Source organism: Curtobacterium sp. VKM Ac-2884 (assembly GCF_015350945.1).
GTDB lineage: Bacteria > Actinomycetota > Actinomycetes > Actinomycetales > Microbacteriaceae > Curtobacterium.
The window spans coordinates 518,975-539,592 of the sequence record NZ_JADKSA010000001.1 but is presented as its reverse complement, the minus strand read 5'-3'; the positions used below and the strand labels follow the sequence as shown (position 1 = coordinate 539,592).

The following is a 20,618-nucleotide window of genomic DNA, read 5'->3' as shown; positions in this document are numbered from 1 at the left end:
GGAGATCGTCTGCGACGGCGATGTGGCGGACCCGGTCGTCTCCGTACCGTTGCCGCATGATCGAGATCCAGAACCTCTCCAAGCGCTACGGCGACAAGGTCGCCGTCGACGACGTGTCCTTCACGGTGCGCCCCGGCGTCGTCACCGGCTTCCTCGGTCCGAACGGCGCGGGCAAGTCCACCACGATGCGCGCCGTCGTCGGACTGGACCGGCCGACCTCGGGCACCGCCCACGTCGACGGACGCCCCTACCGTGAGCTGCGCGACCCGCTGCGTCGCGTCGGCGCACTGCTCGAGGCGAAGGCGGTCCACAAGGGACGCAGCGCCTTCGACCACCTGTCGGCGCTCGCCGCGACGCACCGGATCCCGACGGCCCGTGTGCACGAGGTCATCGGGATGACCGGCCTCGAGAACGTCGCGAAGAAGCGCGTCGGCGGGTTCTCGCTCGGCATGGGGCAGCGGCTCGGGATCGCGGCGGCCCTGCTTGGCGATCCGCAGACGCTGATCCTCGACGAGCCGGTCAACGGCCTCGACCCCGAGGGCGTCGTGTGGGTGCGTCGGCTCGCCCGCAGCCTGGCCGCCGAGGGGCGTGCGGTCTTCATCTCGAGCCACCTGATGAGCGAGATGGCGCTGACCGCCGACCGCATCGTCGTGATGGGTCGCGGCCGGGTGCTCGCGGACATGGACATCGCGGACCTGGTCGCCGCCGCCACGGAGCGGTCGGTCACCGTGCGGACGCCGGAGCCCGAGCGGCTCCTCGACGCGATCGCCGGCCCGGACGTCACGATCGGCTACGAGGGCGACGGGGCGCTGCAGGTCCGTGGCCTCGGTGCCGAGCAGATCGGCGAGGCAGCCGGTGCCGCGGGGATCGTCCTGCACCAGCTGGCCACCACCGAGGCGAGCCTGGAGCAGGCCTACCTCGAACTCACGCACGACCAGGTCGAGTACCGATCGGAGGTGGCCCGATGAGCGCGGTCACGAGCAACGCCGTGCCTCGGCATGACGGAGCCGGCAGCCACTCGTCCGGCGTCCACTTCTCCGGCGTCCTGCGCTCGGAGTGGATCAAGCTCCGCTCGCTGCGGTCGACGGCGTGGAGCTTCCTGCTGGTGCTCGTCCTGCCGATCGGCATCGGCGTGCTCCTGGCGGCCTTCGCGGACAACGGCGGTCAGGGGCTCACGGGTGACGCGGCTCGGAACGCGCTCGTCCTCTACAGCACGAGCGGCACGATGCTCTCGTCGCTGATCGTCGCGGTGATCGGTGCCCTCGTCGTCACCGGCGAGTACGGCACCGGCATGATCCGCTCCTCGTTCGCGGCGGTCCCACGGCGGTCGGTCGCACTGGCGGCGAAGGCGATCGTCCTCGCCGTGGCCGTCTTCGCCACGAGTGCCGTGAGCGTCTGGGCCACCGCCTTCACCACCCTGCCCATCGCCGCGGGACGGAACGTCGAGGCGTCGCTGGACGCGAGCGTCGCGATGCCGCTGCTCGGCGCCTCCGTCTACCTGACGCTCATCGCCCTGCTCGCCTTCGCGGTCGGTGTGGTCCTGCGTTCCACCGCCGGGGCGATCGCGGGTGTGCTCGGGCTGATGCTCGTCGCCCCGGTCGTCGTGCAGCTGGTGCAGTCGTTCACGGGAGCGGACTGGCTCGGCACGCTGACGAACCTGCTGCCGCAGAACGCGGGGCAACCGCTCATGCAGTTCGGCACCGAGGTGACGTCGGGGTGGCACGACGGCGTCCTAGCCTTGGGGGGATGGAGCGGATTCGCGGTACTGCTGGCCTGGGTGGTCGTCGCCTCGGTGACGGCACTCGCCCTGGTCGAGAAGCGGGACGCGTGACCCCTGCCGACCTCGCCCCCGGTGCCGTCGTGGACGGCACCGGGGGCATCGCCCTGCCCGATGCACCCGGTCGTCTCCGGCGGTTCTGGGCGCGCCACCCGGTCATGACCGACGTGCTGCTCATGGTCTTCTGGGGTGCGATCGAGGTCGTCGTGGCGTTCCGGAGTGCGTGGCAGGTCGACGGGAGCCCCGCTGCGCGGGTCACGGTCGTCGTCCTCGTGGTCATCGCCGTCTCCGGCATCCCGCTCCGGCGCACGCACCCCGCGGTGACGGCGGTGCTCGGGCTCGCGTCCGTCGTCGCGATGACGTGGACGCAGGCGGGCTACTCCCCGGTGCTCTTCACCGTCTACGCCGCGACCGTGTGGTGGTCGCGTGCCGCCGGGTGGTGGACGGCCGCGGTCGCCGTCGTGCTGGCCGCGGGGGCCACGGCGCTGCGCGTCTTCGTGGTCGCGCCCGGGTCCGGAGCGTTCGCGGACGTCCTGTACCCGCAGCCCGCGACGTTCCTGCTGGCAGCGGTCCTGATCGGCGTCAACGTGTCGAACCGCCGTCGCTACACGCAGGCGCTGATCGACCGCGCGCACCAGCTGGCCCGGGAGCGCGACCAGCAGGCGCAGCTCGCCACCGCCGCGGAGCGGGCCCGGATCGCGCGGGAGATGCACGACATCGTGTCGCACTCGCTCACGGTGATGGTGCGGCTGGCCGAGGGTGCGGCGGCGGGGGCGACCGCTGGTGCACCCACCGGTTCGGCGGGGTCCGCTGCCGCCGCCATGCGCGGTGTCGCCGAAGTCGGCCGTGGCGCGATGGGCGACATGCGCCGCATGCTCGGGGTGCTCGGAGGCGACGGCGAACCCGCGCTCGCGCCGCAACCGGGCATCCACGACGTCCCGCAGCTCGTCGACCGGTTCCGCGCGCTGGGCACCCCCGTCGCTCTCGAACGCATCGGCGTCATCCCCGACGACGATGCCCTGCAGCTCGCCGTGTACCGGGTCGTGCAGGAGGGCCTCACCAACACCGCCCGGCACGCGCAGCGCGTCCGATCGGTCGACGTCCGCGTGGCAGCGTCCGCCACCGAGGTCACCGTGGTCGTCACCGACGACGGACGGACAGGAGGCCCGACTCGGCCCGACGGATCGGCGCACGCCCCAGCGGGGTCGGGTCGAGGGCTCATCGGGATCGACGAGCGCATCCGCGCGCTGGGTGGGAAGGTGCGCGCGGGCTCCCGCGACGGCACCGACGGTTGGCAGATCCGGGCGACGATCCCGGTCAGGACGGAGGACCGGTGATCCGCGTGGCGATCGTCGACGACCAGCAGCTCATCCGGACCGGGTTCCGGCTGCTGCTCGAGGCACAGCCCGACATCGAGGTCGTCGGTGAGGCCGGCGACGGCGGCGCGGGTGTTCGGCTCGTGCGTGCTCTGCGTCCGGATGTCGTGCTCATGGACGTCCGGATGCCCCACGTCGACGGCGTGACGGCGACGGCCGCGATCGTCGAGCAGGTCCCCGAGACCCGGGTGCTCGTGCTGACGACGTTCGACCTGGACGAGTACGCGTTCGGTGGCCTGCGTGCCGGGGCGAGCGGGTTCCTGCTCAAGGACGTCAGTGCCGCGCAGCTCCTCGACGCCGTCCGGTCCGTGGCAGCGGGCGAGGCCGCGGTCTCACCGCGGGTGACGCAGCGGATGCTCGAGCTGTTCGGTTCCGTGCTCCCCGACGAGCGGCCGGCGGGTCCGGACCCGCTGGAGCCCTTGACCCCGCGGGAGCGCGACGTGCTGCTCGCGATGGCCCGCGGGCTGTCGAACCCCGAGATCGCCGCACACCTGGTGACGAGCGAGTCCACGGTCAAGACCCACGTCGGGCGGGTGCTCGGCAAGCTCGGGCTGCGTGACCGGGTGCACGCGGTGATCTTCGCCTACGAGCACGGTCTCGTGCCGCGGTCCTAGCTGTGCTGGGTCCTAGCTGCGCGGGGCCCTCGAGAAGAACAGGGTGATCGCGCCGAGGGCGATGGACGCGACGATCAGCACCCAGGCGAGCACGGGGATCAAGCCGTCCCAGGGTGTGAACAGGAGCACGATGCCGATCACCAGCACGACGACGGCGGCGATCAGCACGAGGCGGTGCGGTCTTGCCGGGTGGGTTCTGGTCACACGTGCACCGTACGCGTCGGGACTGCGGACGGGCGCAGTCGCGCGCCGCTAGCCTGGCGGCAGTGACACGTTCTCCCGCTCTGTGACGCAGAGCCCTTCCAGCGACACCGGTTCGCTCCTCGGACGAGGGGTGGTGATCTCGTGCGCCCGGAACGGGGACTCCCGACGGAGTTCCCCAGCACCCCGGCGCCCTGTCGAGACCACTCCAGAGAGACCGTTCGTCCATGTCATCGTCTTCTTCTTCATCTTCTTCTGCTCCCGCCGACCGCTCGGGGCTCCGCGCTTCGTGCGGTGACTGCTTCGCCCTCTGCTGCACCGCCTTCGGGTTCCAGCGGTCCAGCGACTTCCCGATCGACAAGCCCGCCGGCACCCCGTGCCGGAACCTGGCCGACGACTTCTCCTGCACGATCCACCAGGCGCTCCGTCCGCGGGGCTTCACCGGGTGCACCACGTTCGACTGCTTCGGGGCTGGCCAGTACGTCTCGCAGGTCCTGTTCGACGGCACGAGTTGGGTCGACCGCCCGGACTCGAAGCCCGAGATGTTCCGGGCCTTCGCCGTCGCCCGGCAGCTCCACGAGATGCTCTGGTACCTGGCCGAGGCGGTGTCCCGCTCGACGACTCTGGGGTCGGCGGAAGTGCCGACCACGCTCCGGCACCGGGTCCAGCAGATCCTCGACGGCGAGCTGTCGGGCCTCCTCGCGGTGGACGTCGAGTCGCTCCGGTCCGAGGTCCGTTCCGTCCTGATCGACGTCAGCGCGGAGGCCCGAGGTGGGTACCCCGCCGCCGGCGACGCGGCCGATGACCTGCACCCGTCGACCGACCTGGCCGGTCGCGACCTGCGATCTCGCGTCCTGGTCGGCGCCGATCTGCGCGGTGCGGTCCTGATCGCCGCGGACCTGCGGGGATGCGACCTGTCGGGTGTCGACCTGCTCGGAGCGGACCTGCGCGATGCCCGGCTCGGGGGAGCGGACCTGTCGAACGCGCTGTTCCTGACTCAACCCCAGGTGAACGCTGCGCAGGGCGATGCGTCCACGGTGCTGCCCGACGACCTCGATCGTCCAGGGCACTGGTCGCTCCCGTGATCCGGATCAGGGCAGGACGATGACCTTGCCGGCGATCCTCCCGGCTGCGCCCTCGGCGTGCAGCGCGGGCAGCTCGGCGAGCGGGATGCGCCGCGTGACCTCGACCGTCAGGGCACCGTCGTCGACCAGCGCGACGAGTTCCGCCAGGCGTTCCCGGTTCGGCCGGACGAACACGGTCGCTGCACGAACGCCTCGGGACTCGTCACCCGGCGTGGCCATGAACGCCGTCGTGCTCACGACGACTCCGCCGTCGCGGACCGCTGCGACGTCCGCCGCGAACTGCTCGGGCTCGATCGGCGCCAGGTTGAGCAGCACGTCGACCTGACCGTCGAGGGCGTCGAGCAGGTCGGTGGCGGTGTGGTCGATGACCTGGTCGGCACCGGCCGCGCGCACGGCATCGGCACTGCGGGGGCTGGCGGTCGCGATGACGTGTGCGCCGGCGCGCTTGGCGAGCTGGACGGCGTACTTGCCGACGACCCCGCCGGCACCCACGACGAGCAGACGCTGCCCGGCGGTGAGCTGGCCGTCGTCGAACAGGGCCTGCCAGGCGGTCAGCGCGACGGACGGCAGCGCGGCCGCGTCGGCCAGTGGGATGCTCGTCGGCGCCGCGACCACGGCGCCCACCGGTGCGATGACGTACTCGGCTGCCCCGCCGTCGCGGTCCATCGGCAGGAACGCGATCACCGCGTCGCCCACGGTCAACCCGGTCACCCCCTCGCCGATCGCGTCGACCGTGCCGGAGACGTCGTAGCCGGGGACGTGCGGCAGCTGGATCGGGATCGGCAGGAAGCCGGCCCGCATGCCGTTGTCCGCAGCGTTGTACGCGGAGGCCGCGACGCGGAGTCGCACCTGACCCGCTGCCGGGGTCGGCTGCTCGACCTCGCCGTACTGGAGGACCTCGGGTCCGCCGACTTCGTGGAACTGCACTGCCTTCATGGTGATGCCCTCTCGTAGTTGCTTCGAATTCGAAGCGCTTGTCATAGACGCTAGCACTGCTTCGAACTCGAAGCAACAGGTAGGATGGCTCCATGAGCGACACCCCCACCGCACTGACCCCGACACAGCTCGGCGCCTACTTCGCGCTGACCGAGGTGAGTGCACTCCTGCGCCCCGCGGTCGAGAAGCAGCTCCGCGACGTCGGCGGGTTGAGCACCGTGCAGTTCCAGCTCCTGGCGCGGTTGGGGGATGCTCCGGAGGGGCACCTGCGCATGACGGACCTGGCCGACGGTGTCGTCTACAGCCGCAGCGGTCTGACCTACCAGGCGCAACTGCTCGAACAGCGCGGGCTCGTCACGAGGTCGCCGTCGCCGGACGACGAGCGCAGCACCGTCGTCGCGATCACCGACGCGGGACGCGAGGTCCTGGCCGACGTGTTCCCCGGGCACATCGGCACCGTGCACGGACTCCTGTTCGCACCGATCACGGACGACGACGCGAGTGACCTCGCCCGGATCCTCGGGCGCATCAGCGAGCACCTCCGTGCGAACCCACCGCGGTCGGCGTCGCGACGATCCGTGAAGGGGGCGTCCGCGTGACCGTCGGAGCGCGCGCCGCTCGGTGGATCATCGTCGGCTCGGTCGTCGTCGGACTGGCGCTGACCGTCTACGCGACGTCCTACTGGCTGTTCCCGACGTCGTTCCAACTCCAGGAGCGGTTGCCCGACGGATCGATCAACCCGCGCGCATGGGCCGACCTGCTCGTCGCGTACGTCCTCGCGCTCGGCTGCTTCGCGGTCGCCGGATGGGTGGGCGTGCAGCGACTCCGCACTCGCCGCTGAGGCGTCAGCTGCGCGTGCGTGACCGTCGCCGCGACACGGTGGCGACGACGAGCGTGGCGACGCCGAGCGCGATCCCGATCAGACCGAGCAGGTAGCCGAACAGCATCAGGATGCCGCCGCCGATGTTCGCACCGCCCCCGGTGTCGTTCGCGAGCGACCACGCACCGATCCCGACCGACAGGAAGGCGCCCAACAGGAACACCGTGCACATCACGTGCAGGACCCTCGTGCTCTGGGAGGTCATGGCGACTCGCTTCCGTGCGTGGACCGGTACCGGATGGTAGCGCGACCTGCGAGGGTGGAGCGATGACCCTCGAGATGCTCTGGGAACGAGCCGATCCAGCCCAGGTGCTGCGGAGCCGCTTCGGGTTCACGGACGTCGACGCTGCCGAGGACTGGGTCATCCGGACGCTCGATCGGTGGTGGAACGTGCACGTCGTCGCGTGCGAGCGCATCGTGATGAGTGACCACAACGCACTCGCCTGGGTGTCGACCGCCGAGGGACGGATGCTCCTGAAGTGGTCGATCGCGCCGGAGGGGTTCGAGCGCCTGGCGTTCGCGGCGGACCTCACGGCCGGGCTCGGCGAGCGCGGCCTGCCCGTTTCCGCCCCGGTGCCGACGCCCGACGGACGGGTGCAGGTCGAGGACGACGGAGTCTCGATGGGGCTCCAGCACGTCATCAGCGGAACCCTGCTGGACGTCCGTGAACCGGCACAGGTCCACGCGGCCGGCGCGACGCTGGCCCGCTTCCATGACGCCCTGCGCGACAGCCCCGATCGGGCGCGCGCGGCCGGCGTGCGCCCGCCGCCGACCCCGCTCGTGCAGCAGGTCGAGGACTGGCTCGACGGTGCGACGACGCACGTGCCGGACCGTGCCCGGGTGGCGCTGCGACGGTTGCTGACGGCCGCGCCGTCCGACGACCTGCCGGTCCAGATCGTGCACGGGGACTACCGGGCGGCGAACGTCCTGTGCGCTGACGCGGACGTCGTCGCCGTCATCGACTTCGAGGACCTGCGCCGCGACCACCGCATCGTCGAACTGGCGCGGTCGGCCGTCCTGCTCGGGACGCTCTTCCACGACTGGGGGCCGGTCCCCGAAGCCGTCCATCGGCAGCTGCTCGACGGCTACCGCTCGGTGAGCGCGCTCACTGCCGACGAGCTCGTGTGGTGGGACGTCCTGGTGCTCTGGAACACGATGCTGTTCATCCCGCCGGGGGACGATCCCACCGGGTGGGGTGCTGCTGCCGAGGCGCTCGCCGGTTAGCGGCCGAAGCGCTTCGCCGCCCGGGCGACGGCCACGAGCGCGGCGACCCCGAGTGCGATCCCGGCGGTACCGACAACCATGCCGCCCATGTACATGAACCCCGCGGCGAAGTTCACGCCAGTGCCGTCCGGGGTGAGGATCGTCCAGACCGAACCACCGGCGGTGAGCAGGAAGCCCAGACCGAGGAAGACGACCGCGAGGGTGACGATCGAGCGGAAGTCGCGCATGGTCCGAACCTACCGACCCCGCACCGGTGGCAGAGTGGCGTGATGGGGAGCATCAGGAACATCTCGGTCGGGCTGCCGACCAAGGACGGCCACGTGCTGCTGTCCGAGTCGTTCGACGGCGTGCGGGACCTCCGCTTCCACCGTGCCGTCGGCGGCGGCATCGAGTTTGGCGAGACCGCGGTCCAGGCGCTCCGTCGCGAGTTCCGCGAGGAGCTCGACGTCGCCCTTGACGAGGTCCGGCTGCTCGGTGTTCTCGAGAACCTGTTCGAGTACGAGGGGCAGCCCGGACACGAGTACGTCCACGTGTTCGCCGTCCGGTCAGCCGATCTGGACGAAGTGCCGATCGACGCCGAACTCGTGGTGCTGGACGAGGGCAGCCCGGTGCGCTGGGTACCCGTCGACACGGACGTCCCGGTCTTCCCGGACGGCGTGCTCGATCTGCTCGCGGGTACCGTCCCGATGGAGTCCTCGGCCAGCTGATATCACGAGCCCGTCGGCCCCTCGGTTGGCGGTGCACCTCTCACTTGTGGCCGTGACCGCGTTCACAAACGATCGTTTCTGAGCAGGTAGCTCCTGAGTCGTGACACGCCGACCGATCAGCTGTCCAAAACCCATTGCTGTGAGCAGCTTCGCTCCGTGTCGTCCTTTTTGCCGCGCTTCGTGTCGTGGTGGCGTCGCGTGCGACGCTCACCTACCGGTGCGGGTATGGCCTCTCCGCGATGCTCCTTCGTATGCGTCGATGGCCTCGGTAACGCCGGCGTGGAGCAGGTCGGCCTGCGCGCCGGGGTCGCTGCGGGTGAGAGCGCCGAGTTGCAGGGTCCCGATCGGATTGGTGCTGTCGAGGATGGCGACGAGCTGCTCGAGGGGAAGGGTGCTGTGGGTGCGTTGGTAATGGAAGCGGCGGGCGATCGCGTGGCGGAGCCCGTCCTGCACCGCACCGGTGAACGCACCGTCGGGGGCGCGCGCGAACGCCGCAGCAAGGCGCATGCTGCGCACTGCGCCGATGATCCGGCTGCCGAACAGCACCACGGCAAGGCCGCACAGGATCCAGGTGATGATGGTGCCCGCCAGGGCGAGCGCCGCGACGGCGATCGCGCTGGCAAGGACGATGACCACGAGTGCTGGGATGCGGCTGCGGACGTCGGCGCGGGCTGCGCACCGGGCAGCGTGGGACAGTGCTGCCACTTCCGCTGGCGTGGGTTGCGGCACGGGAACGCGCGTGACCGTTTCGTAGGTGGACGCCGAACGCATCCGGGGTGTGGTGGTGCGGATTTGGAAGAGGTCTTCGTCGATGACGTGCTCCGAGACAGGGTCAGCGCCACAGCCAGTCAGGTAGGAGCGGGGTACCCCGTAGAGGTCAGCGATCGCGGCGAGGGTCTCCGGGTCGATCTCCTCGACCACGGTTTCATAGGGCTCTGCGTCCGGGTTGCGAGGCTGCCCGCCGTGTTCGACAAGCGACCACACCAACCGGGACCGGGGCGGCCGCTGGTCACCGTCGAGCGTGACGGCAAGCATCCCGAGACGACGCCGCAACTGCCTGCGTGCGGTCGCGTCAATCACCACGTCACCGTAGCTCCCCGAACCGGGCCCGGCACATTGTGAAGCAGCGCTTAGGCACCGCGAGCTGCTTTGACCACACCCTGGGCAACTCGACGTCAGCGAAAAACCTCTCGCTGCGTACGTCTCACTGCGGGGGTTCTGGCGTTTTCCTGCTACACAAGAGCTATGGCACAGAAGGTCACCACTCAGCTCATTGACGATCTCACCGGCGAAACCATCGAAGACGGTGGCAAGAACGTCGAGTTCTCCTTCGACGGTAATCACTACGAGATCGACCTCTCCGACGACAACGCCGAAAAGCTGCGCGAAGCGTTCTCCGACTACATCGCCGCTGCCCGCAAGGTGAGCGGCCGGAACAGCCGCAGCACGTCGGGCAGCAAGCAGCGCAGCAACCCCGACGAGCTCGCGAAGATCCGCGAGTGGGCAGCAGCAAACGGACACGAGATCTCCACCCGCGGCCGCATCAGCCAGGCCGTCCGCGACGCGTACGACGCTGCCCACTGACAGCACTCCTCCAAACACAACAGCCGGCCAACCCTCGGGACGGCTGGCTGTTCTCGTCCGCGGCCAATACAGCCCTCTCATGTCAGCTAAGTCCGGGCCTGCTTCGATCTCGCATGCACAACAAGAAATAACAGGTCGTTTCACTTCTCCGCACACCCGGCCGCAGGTCTGATTTTCTCTCAGAGAAGCCTTGTGGAACGCTTATGAGTCTGAGTACACTCACGGGATGCGGCAGCCCGTCCAATACAAACTAAAAAATCTCAGCAACATGGGCGCCGTAGACGAACTCATCTCCGCCTCAAAATCTTGGCACGCAAACGATACTGTAGTTCTCGATTATCAGTCGGTCCGAACCACTTGGCCAAATACTACTGCAAGCTTGGCGGCAACCTTGCAGTACCTACGATCCCACAAGCAAATACATTTTGTTGCAGATCGCATTCACCCCAACCAGTCCCGGACATGGGTACAGTCACCTCGCTCAATTTCTGGACTCGCCAACGGCGAGTACCCCACAAACACTGTTTGGCGATATAGCACTGAGGATGAGGCGCATCGGATCTCCGATGCCTTCATGAATAGCTTGACCGACCTCGTGATTTGCGAAGCTGGGGTAATCGATACACTCAATTGGTGCATTTATGAAGTATTGGACAACGTCTTTCAGCATAGCCACGCCGAAGAAGGCTTCGTCATGCTGCAGATTCATACGAAAAATCGGACTTGTGTCTTAAGCGTTACCGATACCGGACGAGGTATCCATAGAGCTATGGCTGGGGCCGCCCAGGGCAGTTCGGTCGATCCCACTCGTGTGCGCACCGCGGAAAACGCTATCAGCCATGCTCTTGAACAAGGTATCACCAGTAAAGGAAATGACAATCAGGGTAATGGCCTCCACGGGTTGCGGCGAGCCGTAGAAATAAACGGCGGGACGCTGACGGTGCGGTCGGGGCGAGGGTCTTGGCGCTATCAAGACGGGCGCGGGGTTGCTGAGTTAGACTTGGTGCGCCCACTCCTGAATGTAGAATCGAGCCACTCAACGACCGTGGATTGGCGTTTAGACTGCGCGATGCCGGTGAGCATCAACGATGCTCTTGGGCGAGCAGAACAAGAAAGCGCCATATTATCGCCGTTATGGACTGAAGATGGTTATCATCGCATTGACGCTGCCGAGCTAGAGACGATGGTCGGATTCCGACAGCAGGGTACGGAAGTCCGTACTCGTATACAGAATTACCTGGCGGCAGGCGCTGGCCAAGTCGTCCTCGACCTAACCGGCATTCCCCTTGTCTCGTCAAGTTTCGCCGATGAAGTCCTGGGTAAGCTTGCCCGTGAGCTAGGCGAGACCGAGTTTAGGAATACCGTGTATTGGGAAGGTGCATCTAAGGTAAATCGCGGTATCATTGAACGGGCTATTGAACTGAGGCTGAATGCAGGATATTGAGCGCAGGGTGCTCACCTCAGTTTCCTCAGCTGCGTGTAGCCGACAAGTGGCACTTCGTGTTGCGTCGAAACTCGGCTGCCAGTCGTTGTGCGTGTAGCTCGCTATGCGTCGCCGCTGTCGTCCTGAGGATCGTCGTCGCCAAACTCAGCCATGACGCTGCCGACGAGGCCTTGTACGTCGATCGCCCTAGCGGACGGACGGGAACGGCCTTCCGCGAACGCGCGGATGGCTGCGGCGAGGTCGTCGCCACCGTGCGAGGTCGCCAGCCCGACCACATTTTCCAGCACGGCAACCTCGGGGCGGTCGTCGCCGAGCTCGTCCAGGAGACGGATGTACTGCCAGAACGCGTTCGACTCCCCCGCACGAAGGCCACCTCGGGAGCCGGCGAGTGACAGATCTGTGCATGGCGATGAGCCCCAGGCGAGCTTCGCGTCTCTCGGCAGCTGATCCGCACCGACGGCACCGACGTCACCGAGGGCGAAGCTGTGTCCGCCACCCTCGGGGTCGTTGAAGTGGCCGCGGTACAGATCCCACTTGTCCGGCTCGTAGTCGTTCGCCCACGCGACACGGAAGCCGGCGCTCTCCAACCCCATCGGAGCCAATCCGATCCCCGCGAAGAACTCGAGAACCTTCGGGCGAGCGGAGGCGATGTCAACGACGGTAGGCACACTGAAACCCTAACCGGGAGCACCGTCCTTCACGCCAGCGGCGGGTGTGTCGGTGCCCATGGCTCAGCCGTCAGTTGGTGAGGTTCTGGTTCAGATCCAGCACCCACTTCGCTCTCGCGAGAACCTCGTCGTAAGTGACCACTTCAGGAGTCGCAAGGTTGCGACGAAAAAGCTCGAAAGATCGGACCTTGTCCGGGTGAAGCTCACCACCTCGTGTGAGGCTGTCCAGGCGCCCAACGACAAGGAACGATCGAGGTGCGCCGGAAAACACTTCCTCGCCGGTTCGGTAGCCGTCCGGGTCCTTCAATGCCAGCCACTCGCCCAGCGCGTCGCGCGCTCGCTGTACTGTCACGAGCGATTGAGTGACACCGCCTACGACGGCGCGCGAGGCGCTCCACGTTCCGGGACGATAATCGCTTCCTTCAACCAGGTCATCATCATGCACTTTGAGTTCCGCGAACACGAGCGAGCGGATCAAGCCGTTAGTGGTCATGAGGGCGTCCACACGCTTTCCCACGTCCCCGACGCTGTTCCCGGCCACAGCGCGCTCCAGCCGATCTGGGTCCCAAGCCGTGAACAGATGCCCTCCGAGCCCCACTCCGAGCAGCCACGGGTTCTCTTCGAAGAACCTCTGCCAGACAGCTTCTGATGAACCGCCAGCTCGAGCATCTTCAAATGCTTCGGCTGAGTCCAAGAGCTCTTCGAACCGCTCCACAGTTCGCCGACGTGCCGCGACGGCGATCACATCCTCCGCCGTCACGTCGTTCTCGATCATCGCTTTGAACCGCTCTGGCTGCGCGGCATAGGCCGTCGCTACAGCCTCCGGCTGCTCAAGCGCCGCGGCGAGTTGCCCTTCGTCAAACTTGACAGTCGCGACGCCACTCGGATCGGTTGTCTGCAGGGTTGAGCACAAAGCCATCAGCCGGCGGGCTGCAGCCTCGTCGAGGTTCAGGAGGGACGAGATCTGAGCATCGTTGTTTGCTCGTCCAGTGACTTTCTCAAACCGGATCTCGACGACCCGCCCAGCGTCGCGCACCACGCGCGCCTTCACCTGCACTCTTCCTCGCGGGCTTTCGTGAAGCATCACGTCCTCGACCTTTCCGTCCAGATCACCTCTCCACGAGGCGTCTTCCGCGATGACTTGCCATACCGTCCTCGCCGGGCTGCCAACATCATCGGGGTGTCCGAACCCTAGTGAGAACGACCGCCCGATCGTGGTCCTGCCGAGGACCCGGAGGGTCGCATAGTCTGCGTCGCCCTGCGGCTCGAGCTCGTCTGCCCAACTTGGATTCGACGTCACTGAATCATTCTCACGCCACTCTCTCAACTTGTGACGTATTGATGACCTGCAATCATGCTGCGGGCGTCTTCCTGGGGCGGCTCCAGCGGATCGCGCAACTCTACGGTTGCGAAACGTCTCGTCCGTAGCACCGCCGAGGCGTTCCGTCCCGCGGGATCCGGGGTGCGGCGGTTCTCACAACCATGTCTCGCAAGCGTCTTCGGTGAAGGTGTCATTGACAGTGGCTTGCGAGACAAGGGTGGCGACGCAGATCGGATCCGGCTCGCCTGTGCGTCCGGCAGGGGGACACGGCTCGGCGCGAGGACCCCTCGTTGCCGCGGGCGTGCGCCGCGACGACCGACGTGTTGTCGATGGAGGTGCATTGGGAGCTCGTGTCTCACGTGCTGCACGCTCGTACTGAGATGACCGCCGGCGACGAAACGGGCAGAGGCGGGCACTCTCGGAGCCGCCCGTCATCGTCCGGCAGGCCGAGATCGCCCCCGCGGACGTCACGATCCCGTCACGACGGGCGCTTTCCCAGCGGACACGGCGGTGTTCCGCGGCGAAGTCCCGGCGACCGCCCGAGATCGGCTGGGACGCTCCCGAACTACCGCACCAGATCGTTGCGGTGATGCACCACGGGGGATCCAGAGCGATGACGATGAGACGTGCAGGGGGAGCCGCGCTCGGCTTCGTGGGCGGCAGTGTGCTCGCCGGGTTGATGGTCGGGGTCGGCGTGACGCCGATGATCGCGGTCGCCGGAATGAGCACGACGTCGGCGATCGGGGTGTTCGAGTCGCTGCCGGAGCACATCGAGATCGGGGACCTGCCGCAGCGCAACCAGGTCTGGGCCTACCGTGGCGGCGAACCGGTGCACCTGGCGAACGTGTGGGCGCAGGACCGGCAGGAGCTGTCCTTCGACCAGATCAGCGACCAGCTCAAGCACGCTGCGGTCGACGGTGAGGACAAGCGGTTCTACGAGACCGGTGGTGTGGACGCGACGTCGATGGTCCGCTCCCTGGTGAGCGTCGCCGCGTCGCAGGGCGAGGGAGGATCGGGTGGCTCGACGCTCACGATGCAGCTCGTGCGCAACATCAAGATCCAGCGGGCGAGCGAGCTGCCGACGCTCGCGGAGCAGAAGGCCGGCTACAAGGAGGCGACGAAGCGGTCGCCCCAGCGGAAGCTCGCCGAGATGAAGCTCGCGATCGGCCTTGCGAAGAAGTACACCAAGGAGCAGATCCTGACGGCGTACCTGAACATCGCCTACTTCGGCGACCAGACCTACGGCGTGCAGTCGGCCGCGCAGCACTACTACGGCAAGTCCGCCACCGACCTGACCCCGGCCGAGGCGGCATCGCTCATCGCGATCGTGCAGTGGCCGGAGCGCCGCGACCTGTCCACGCCGGACCATTACCGTGACAACGCTGCGCGGCGAAACGTGATCCTCCGCTCGATGCACGAGCAGGGGCACCTGACGACCGACGAGTACCGCACGGCACGGTTGTCGCGGCTGGCCGACTCCGTCCGGATCACCGCGCCGCAGCAGAGGTGCGAGGCCGTCGAGACCGGGGCGGAGTTCTTCTGCGACTACGCCGAGCGAGTCGCCGCACGGCTGCCGCAGCTCGGCGCGACGAAGCAGCAGCGCGCCGATGCCTGGCGGACGGGTGGGTACCGCATCCAGACGACGCTCGACCTCGACCTGAACGCGAAGCAGAAGGAACTGCTCGACCGGTACGACCCGAAGACCGAGACTCGTCTCGCGCTGGGCGCGACGCTGAACACCGTCGAGGCGGGCACCGGCCGGGTGCTCACGATGGCGCAGAACACCGACTACGACCGGTCGGAGCAGGCCCCACCGACCGCGACGTCCCTGAACTACGCCGTCGACCAGGCCGACGGAGATTCGACGGGCTTCCAGACCGGCTCGACCTACAAGATGTTCACGCTGCTGGCGTGGCTCGAGGCCGGCCGCAGCCCGGACACGGTCGTGAACGGCACCCCGCACCCGCAGAGCACGTGGACGGCGTGCGGCGAGCAGACGACGGCCTTCTGGCAGCCGAAGAACGACTCGCCGGGCCAGAAGGGGCCGTACTCGGTCCGCTCGGCCACGGCCCAGTCCGTGAACGCCGCGTACCAGTCGATGGCCGCGCAGCTCGACCTGTGCGACATCCGCGACGTCGCGAAGCGCCTCGGTGTGCACCTGGCCGCCGGCGGCGAGCTGCCGTGGAACCCAGCGTCGCTGCTCGGTACCGAGAGCATCGCGCCGCTGACGATGGCGGCGGCGTACGCGGGCGTCGCGAACGGCGGTCGGTACTGCGCGCCGGTCGTCATCGACCAGGTCACCGCACCGGACGGCACGGAGCTCGGCGGGCAGCCGCGCACCTGCTCGCAGGCCGTCTCGCCGCAGACCGCGGCGACGGCCTTCGAGGTCATGCAGGGCGCGTTCCGGGGCGGCACGGCGAGCGGCGGCCAGACCCCGGACGGCACCACGCTGTTCGGCAAGACCGGGACGGCCGACGCCGCCGACCAGGTGTGGTTGGTCGGCGGGAGCTCGCGCGCGGTGACCGCGTACTGGCAGGGCAACACCGACGGCGGGAAGCACAACCTGCGGTACTACTCGAACGGTCAGGGCGGCACCTACGCGGGGTCCCGCGCAGCGGTCTGGCGCGATGCGCAGACCGCGGTGAACGCCGCCTTGCCAGTGGGCTGACGACACCAGACGGGGCGCGTGCACGAGAACGCACCACTGATGGACGGGAGGCCCGTTGCCAGCTGGCAACGGGCCTCCCGTCTGTTCGTCGGTTGCGTTCTAGGACAGCTTCTTGCTGTCCTCGAGCCAGCCCGCGAGCTGCTTCATGTAGTCGGCCTGCGAGGCGTAGTCGAGCGCCGGGAAGGTCCAGCTGTGGACCTGGCCGGCCTCGAGCGCTGCGTTGTCGGCGAAGGTCGGCTGCTTCTCGAGGTCCGCGACCTGGTAGCCCTGCTGCGACAGCAGCAGCACGTCACCGGTGATCTGGCCCGCGTTCTCCCACGAGTAGATGCCCCAGTAGAAGCCCTTCGGCTTCGGGGTCACGAAGTCGACCCCGAAGGACGAGTACATCTGCAGCAGCGGCTCGTCGGTCGGACGGGTGACGTAGGCGCCGTCGCCGTCGGCGTACATGGAGACGACCGACAGGTCCTTCTCCTTCGCGACCTTCTCGAGCTCGTCGCCGGCGGTGTCGAAGCGCTTCTCGGCGGCCTCGATCGTCGACTCCTTCGCGCCGAGGGACTCGCTCAGGTCGGCGATCTTCTCGATGACGTCCTCGCCCTTGCCGCCCCACTTGACCTGGACGACGGGCGCGATGGCCTCGATCTGCTTCTCCTGCTCGTTGTCCTTGAAGCCGTAGCCGGGCTGCGTGTCGTCGAGCGTGCCCTTGGCGTCGGTCGGGTAGACCGAGGTCACGACCAGGTCGGGCTTCAGCGCGGCGAGCTTCTCGAGGTCGATGTCGCCGTACCCGGTGCCGAGCTGCGTGATGCCGTCGGTGTCCAGGTCGTCGAAACGGGCGTCCTTCGCCATGGTCAGCTGGCCGAAGGTGCCGACCGGCTTCAGGCCGTACTCGATGAACGAGATCGCGATGTCGTTCAGCACGACGATGCGCTTCGGCGTGTGGTCGACCTTGACGGTCGTGCCGGTGGCGTCCTCGTAGGACCAGGCCTTCGACGCCGCGGTGTCACCGTCGGAGTCGTTCGAGTCGGTGCTCGAGCAGCCGGCGAGGAGGAGGGCCGAGACGGCCACGGAGGTCAGGAGGGTGGCTCGGAGGGAGCCGCGTCGGGAGAGCTTCACGTTAGGAGAGGCTAACCTAAGTCTGCCGCCGTCGCCAGCGCGGTGTCGCGTTCGCGGTGCAGCGACGTGTCGTGCTCGTCGGCCTCGGGCACGATCATCGGGGCGCCGGTCACGGGGTCCGGGAACACGCGCGCGTGCAGCCCGAAGGCGTGCTCGAGCAACGCGGGGGTCAGTACCTCGTGCGGTGCGCCGTCGGCAGCGACCCCGCCGTCGTGCAGCACGACGAGCCGGTCGGAGAACCGGGCCGCGAGCGACAGGTCGTGCAGGACCATCACGATGGTGGAACCCTGCTCGCGGTTGAGTCGGCGCACCAGGCGCAGGACCTCGAGCTGGTGTGCGAGGTCCAGGTAGGTCGTCGGTTCGTCGAGCAGCAACGTGTCGGCCTGCTGCGCCACCACCAGGGCGATCCACGCACGCTGTCGCTGGCCACCCGACAGGCTCGCGACGTCGCGGTGGGCGACGTCGGTCAGCCCGGTCGCCGCGATGGCCTGCTCCGCCACGTCGGCGTCGTCCGCGGTCCAGGGTTTCGCCCACGACTGGTGCGGGTTGCGGCCGCGCATCACCAGGTCGAGCACGCTCGTGCCCGCAGGAGCGACGGGGGACTGCGGCAGGATCGCGAGCTTCCGCGCGACCTGGCGGTTCGGTTCCTTGCGGATCGGGGCGCCGTCGAGCAGGACCTCGCCGGACTGCGGCTTCAGCACGCGCCCGAAGGCCTTGAGCAGGGTCGACTTGCCGCAGCCGTTCGCGCCGAGGAACGTCGTCACTGTCCCGCGCTCGATGCGCAGGTCGAGGTCGGTCAGCACGGGGTGCCGGTCGTAGCCGACGGACAGGCCGCGGGCTTCGAGGACCGGGGTGGACGGGGGTGTCGTCATCGGGACATCTCCTTGCGGTGACGGATGAGGAGCCAGATCAGGTACGGGGCGCCGATCACGGTCGTGATGATGCCGACGGGCACCTGCCACGGGAACGCCGATCGGGACAGCAGGTCCGCCGCGAGGACCAGCGCGGCGCCGAGCAGACCGGCGAGCAGCAGTGGCGGCCGGTTCGTCCCGGCCAGCCGGAGTCCGACCTGCGGCACCACGAACGCGACGAAGCCGACCGGTCCCGCAGCGGCGACGGCGGCGGCGGTGAGCACGACGGCCAGGGCGATCACGAGCAGGCGGTGCCGCTGGACCGCGAGCCCCACCCCGGTCGCGACCTCGTCACCGAGCTGTCCGATGCCGAGCGCCGCACTCGTCGCCAGGGCGATCGGCACCGCGACCGCGGCGACGATGAGGAGCGGCCAGACGCTCGACCACGAGGTGCTCGACAGGCTGCCGACGAGCCACTGCGATGCGGCGGTGGCGATGGTGATCTTGGCGCGGACGAGCAGGTAGCTCGTCACGGCGTCGAGGGTCGCGCTCACGCCGATGCCGACCAGGATGAGCCGGTAGCTCTGCACCCCGCCGCGCCAGCCGAGCCCGTACACGACGGCGGCGGCGACGAGCGCGCCGATCGTCGCGGCCACCGGGATCCCGCCGCCGAGCACGATCGAGGACACCGAGTACGTGCCCCCACCGAGCACGATGGCCGCCACGGCGCCGACGCTCGCGCCCGACGTCACGCCGATGATGTCCGGGGTGCCCAGGGGGTTCCGCGTGAAGGTCTGGGTCAGTGCGCCGGCGATGCCGAGGGTCAGCCCGACGAGCGCACCGGTGAGGACACGGGGCAGCCGGAGCGTGGTGATGATGAAGCCGTCCGGGCCGGTCTCGAGCCCGACGAGGGAGCGGAGCACGATGCCCGGGGCGATCCAGGTCGAGCCGATCGCGACACCGAGGACGACGAGCACCAGGACGAGACCGAGCGAGGCGGCCGTGTACCAGAACACCCGCGGGCGCCAGGCGAGGCCGATCGGACCGATGCGGACCCCGGTCCGGCCGGGCGCACGGACCGCTGCGCCCGTCACAGGGACACCAGCGATCGGCGACGGGCGACGGCGACGAAGACGGGGCCGCCGATGACGGCCAGGACGATACCGACCTCGACCTCCGAGAACCCGCCGATCAGGCGTCCGACGACGTCGGCGAGCAGCACGAGCGCCGCTCCGACGAGCCCGGAGACCGGCAGGGTCCACCGGTGCCCGGTGCCGACGAGGGCTCGGGCGACGTGCGGCACGGTCAGGCCGACGAACCCGATCGGCCCGGCGGCGGCGGTCGCACCGGCTGCGAGCAACGTGATGGCCCCGAGCCCGACGAGCCGCGCGACGAGCACGTTCTCGCCCAGGCCCTTGGCCAGGTCCGAGCCGAGCCCGAGTGCATCGAGTGCCCGGACGTTCAGGACCGCGAGCACCAGCCCGGCGACGAGGAACGGCCACACCGCGCCGAGGATGTCGAGCTGCCGTGCAGCGAGGGAACCGACGACCCACAGCCGGTACGCGTCGAGCGAGTCCTGGTCGGTCAGGACGACGAACGAGGTCAGCGCGCCCAACAGGGCCGAGACGGCGGCGCCCGCGAGTGCGAGGGGGACCGGGCTGGCCGTCCCGCTGCCCGCGATGGTCACCGAGAACACCACGACGCTCGCGACCAGCGCGCCGCCGAGGGCGAACCACACCGTCGCGCCGGTGCTCGTGACCCCGAACACGTAGACGCCGAGGACGACAGCGAGCCCGGCGCCCGACGAGACCCCGAACAGTCCGGGGTCGGCGAGCGGGTTGCGGGTGTGCCCCTGCATCAGGAGCCCCGCGATCCCCAGAGCGGCTCCGACCGCCGCACCGATGAGCGTGCGCGGGATCCGGGAGCCCCAGACGATCGCCTCGTCGGTGGTCGACCCGGTCCGGAACAGGCCGTCGAGCACCCGGTCGACGCCGATCCGGTTGCTGCCGAGGAGCATGCTCGCGACCGCTACCAGGACCAGTACGACGACCAATCCGGCGATCACCAGGACGCGGCGACGGACGGCGGTGCGGTGGACACCGAGGGCTGCTGACGCATCGGCGGTGCGGGCCTCCGAGACGGAAGCCAGGGCAGGGGAGGGGGCTGGCACGG

At 68.7% G+C, this 20,618-nt stretch carries 23 protein-coding genes; 12 read left to right on the top strand and 11 right to left on the bottom strand.

The annotated features are described in order from the left end of the window. Positions 1 to 56: 56 nt before the first annotated feature. Genes ITJ60_RS02560 through ITJ60_RS02545 form a run of 4 tightly spaced genes read left to right on the top strand, consistent with a single transcriptional unit; the run spans position 57 to position 3,767 of the window. On the top strand, positions 57 to 968 hold the full coding sequence (locus tag ITJ60_RS02560; RefSeq protein ID WP_194646770.1) for an ABC transporter ATP-binding protein: 912 nt from the start codon (positions 57 to 59) through the stop codon (positions 966 to 968). Continuing rightward, a complete protein-coding gene (locus ITJ60_RS02555; protein ID WP_194646768.1) occupies positions 965 to 1,831 on the top strand; it encodes an ABC transporter permease subunit in 867 nt (288 codons plus the stop codon). Before ITJ60_RS02560 ends, ITJ60_RS02555 begins: the two co-directional genes overlap by 4 nt. Next, on the top strand, positions 1,828 to 3,114 hold the full coding sequence (locus ITJ60_RS02550) for a sensor histidine kinase (RefSeq protein ID WP_194646766.1): 1,287 nt from the start codon (positions 1,828 to 1,830) through the stop codon (positions 3,112 to 3,114). Before ITJ60_RS02555 ends, ITJ60_RS02550 begins: the two co-directional genes overlap by 4 nt. After that, positions 3,111 to 3,767 carry a response regulator gene (locus tag ITJ60_RS02545; RefSeq protein ID WP_123673837.1) on the top strand — a complete coding sequence of 219 codons (657 nt, stop codon included), beginning with the start codon at positions 3,111 to 3,113 and terminating at the stop codon, positions 3,765 to 3,767. Before ITJ60_RS02550 ends, ITJ60_RS02545 begins: the two co-directional genes overlap by 4 nt. A gap of 12 nt (positions 3,768 to 3,779) precedes the next feature. On the opposite strand, the gene ITJ60_RS02540 is transcribed toward ITJ60_RS02545, so the two are convergent. Next, positions 3,780 to 3,971, bottom strand: coding sequence for a hypothetical protein (locus tag ITJ60_RS02540; RefSeq protein ID WP_194646764.1), 192 nt, complete (start codon positions 3,969 to 3,971; stop codon positions 3,780 to 3,782). Positions 3,972 to 4,195: 224 nt separating this feature from the next. Here ITJ60_RS02540 and ITJ60_RS02535 point away from each other — a divergent pair, with 224 nt between their 5' ends. Further along, entirely contained in the window at positions 4,196 to 5,053 is an 858-nt protein-coding gene (locus ITJ60_RS02535; protein ID WP_194646762.1) for a pentapeptide repeat-containing protein, read from the top strand. Positions 5,054 to 5,059: 6 nt separating this feature from the next. On the opposite strand, the gene ITJ60_RS02530 is transcribed toward ITJ60_RS02535, so the two are convergent. Then, positions 5,060 to 5,989, bottom strand: a complete 930-nt coding sequence (locus ITJ60_RS02530) for an NADP-dependent oxidoreductase (RefSeq protein WP_194646759.1) — start codon at positions 5,987 to 5,989, stop codon at positions 5,060 to 5,062. Positions 5,990 to 6,081: 92 nt separating this feature from the next. On the opposite strand from ITJ60_RS02530, the gene ITJ60_RS02525 reads away from it, so the two are divergent. Both ITJ60_RS02525 and ITJ60_RS02520 read left to right on the top strand, forming a co-directional pair. After that, positions 6,082 to 6,588, top strand: coding sequence for a MarR family winged helix-turn-helix transcriptional regulator (locus ITJ60_RS02525; RefSeq protein ID WP_194646757.1), 507 nt, complete (start codon positions 6,082 to 6,084; stop codon positions 6,586 to 6,588). Beyond that, the gene (locus ITJ60_RS02520) at positions 6,585 to 6,830 is read left to right on the top strand and encodes a hypothetical protein (protein WP_123673829.1); all 246 of its coding nucleotides are present in this window, start codon (positions 6,585 to 6,587) and stop codon (positions 6,828 to 6,830) included. Before ITJ60_RS02525 ends, ITJ60_RS02520 begins: the two co-directional genes overlap by 4 nt. 4 nt (positions 6,831 to 6,834) lie before the next feature. On the opposite strand, the gene ITJ60_RS02515 is transcribed toward ITJ60_RS02520, so the two are convergent. After that, positions 6,835 to 7,074 carry a hypothetical protein gene (locus tag ITJ60_RS02515; RefSeq protein WP_123338677.1) on the bottom strand — a complete coding sequence of 80 codons (240 nt, stop codon included), beginning with the start codon at positions 7,072 to 7,074 and terminating at the stop codon, positions 6,835 to 6,837. A 62-nt stretch (positions 7,075 to 7,136) separates the two neighbouring features. Between ITJ60_RS02515 and ITJ60_RS02510 the strand changes: the two genes are divergently transcribed. Then, on the top strand, positions 7,137 to 8,093 hold the full coding sequence (locus ITJ60_RS02510; protein WP_194646755.1) for a phosphotransferase: 957 nt from the start codon (positions 7,137 to 7,139) through the stop codon (positions 8,091 to 8,093). Here ITJ60_RS02510 and ITJ60_RS02505 read toward each other — a convergent pair. After that, positions 8,090 to 8,320, bottom strand: coding sequence for a hypothetical protein (locus tag ITJ60_RS02505; protein WP_194646754.1), 231 nt, complete (start codon positions 8,318 to 8,320; stop codon positions 8,090 to 8,092). The two genes, ITJ60_RS02510 and ITJ60_RS02505, sit on opposite strands and share 4 nt — an antisense overlap. A gap of 42 nt (positions 8,321 to 8,362) precedes the next feature. Here ITJ60_RS02505 and ITJ60_RS02500 point away from each other — a divergent pair, with 42 nt between their 5' ends. Continuing rightward, the gene (locus ITJ60_RS02500; RefSeq protein ID WP_194646751.1) at positions 8,363 to 8,800 is read left to right on the top strand and encodes an NUDIX hydrolase; all 438 of its coding nucleotides are present in this window, start codon (positions 8,363 to 8,365) and stop codon (positions 8,798 to 8,800) included. 207 nt (positions 8,801 to 9,007) lie between these two features. Here the strand turns inward: ITJ60_RS02500 and ITJ60_RS02495 are convergent, their stop codons facing one another. Next, positions 9,008 to 9,880 carry a hypothetical protein gene (locus tag ITJ60_RS02495; RefSeq protein WP_194646749.1) on the bottom strand — a complete coding sequence of 291 codons (873 nt, stop codon included), beginning with the start codon at positions 9,878 to 9,880 and terminating at the stop codon, positions 9,008 to 9,010. Between the two features lie 165 nt (positions 9,881 to 10,045). On the opposite strand from ITJ60_RS02495, the gene ITJ60_RS02490 reads away from it, so the two are divergent. Beyond that, positions 10,046 to 10,384 (top strand): histone-like nucleoid-structuring protein Lsr2, encoded by a 339-nt coding sequence (locus ITJ60_RS02490; RefSeq protein WP_194646747.1) that lies wholly within the window; start codon positions 10,046 to 10,048, stop codon positions 10,382 to 10,384. 226 nt (positions 10,385 to 10,610) lie between these two features. Beyond that, positions 10,611 to 11,828, top strand: coding sequence for an STAS-like domain-containing protein (locus tag ITJ60_RS02485; RefSeq protein ID WP_194646745.1), 1,218 nt, complete (start codon positions 10,611 to 10,613; stop codon positions 11,826 to 11,828). 101 nt (positions 11,829 to 11,929) lie between these two features. Here the strand turns inward: ITJ60_RS02485 and ITJ60_RS02480 are convergent, their stop codons facing one another. Continuing rightward, positions 11,930 to 12,496 carry a DNA cytosine methyltransferase gene (locus ITJ60_RS02480; protein WP_323749082.1) on the bottom strand — a complete coding sequence of 189 codons (567 nt, stop codon included), beginning with the start codon at positions 12,494 to 12,496 and terminating at the stop codon, positions 11,930 to 11,932. Between the two features lie 70 nt (positions 12,497 to 12,566). Continuing rightward, complete coding sequence (locus ITJ60_RS19225) at positions 12,567 to 13,796, bottom strand: Shedu immune nuclease family protein (RefSeq protein WP_194646743.1); 1,230 nt, start codon at positions 13,794 to 13,796, stop codon at positions 12,567 to 12,569. A gap of 634 nt (positions 13,797 to 14,430) precedes the next feature. On the opposite strand from ITJ60_RS19225, the gene ITJ60_RS02470 reads away from it, so the two are divergent. Beyond that, positions 14,431 to 16,485, top strand: a complete 2,055-nt coding sequence (locus ITJ60_RS02470) for a transglycosylase domain-containing protein (protein WP_228509688.1) — start codon at positions 14,431 to 14,433, stop codon at positions 16,483 to 16,485. Between the two features lie 99 nt (positions 16,486 to 16,584). Here the strand turns inward: ITJ60_RS02470 and ITJ60_RS02465 are convergent, their stop codons facing one another. Genes ITJ60_RS02465 through ITJ60_RS02450 form a run of 4 tightly spaced genes read right to left on the bottom strand, consistent with a single transcriptional unit; the run spans position 16,585 to position 20,616 of the window. Continuing rightward, positions 16,585 to 17,595 carry an ABC transporter substrate-binding protein gene (locus ITJ60_RS02465; RefSeq protein ID WP_194646742.1) on the bottom strand — a complete coding sequence of 337 codons (1,011 nt, stop codon included), beginning with the start codon at positions 17,593 to 17,595 and terminating at the stop codon, positions 16,585 to 16,587. Between the two features lie 11 nt (positions 17,596 to 17,606). Continuing rightward, complete coding sequence (locus ITJ60_RS02460; protein WP_194646740.1) at positions 17,607 to 18,467, bottom strand: ABC transporter ATP-binding protein; 861 nt, start codon at positions 18,465 to 18,467, stop codon at positions 17,607 to 17,609. Beyond that, a complete protein-coding gene (locus ITJ60_RS02455) occupies positions 18,464 to 19,540 on the bottom strand; it encodes a FecCD family ABC transporter permease (RefSeq protein WP_307860929.1) in 1,077 nt (358 codons plus the stop codon). Before ITJ60_RS02455 ends, ITJ60_RS02460 begins: the two co-directional genes overlap by 4 nt. Further along, a complete protein-coding gene (locus tag ITJ60_RS02450; protein WP_323749081.1) occupies positions 19,537 to 20,616 on the bottom strand; it encodes an iron ABC transporter permease in 1,080 nt (359 codons plus the stop codon). The genes ITJ60_RS02455 and ITJ60_RS02450 overlap by 4 nt, the downstream gene beginning before the upstream one ends. Between the last annotated feature and the right edge of the window lie 2 nt (positions 20,617 to 20,618).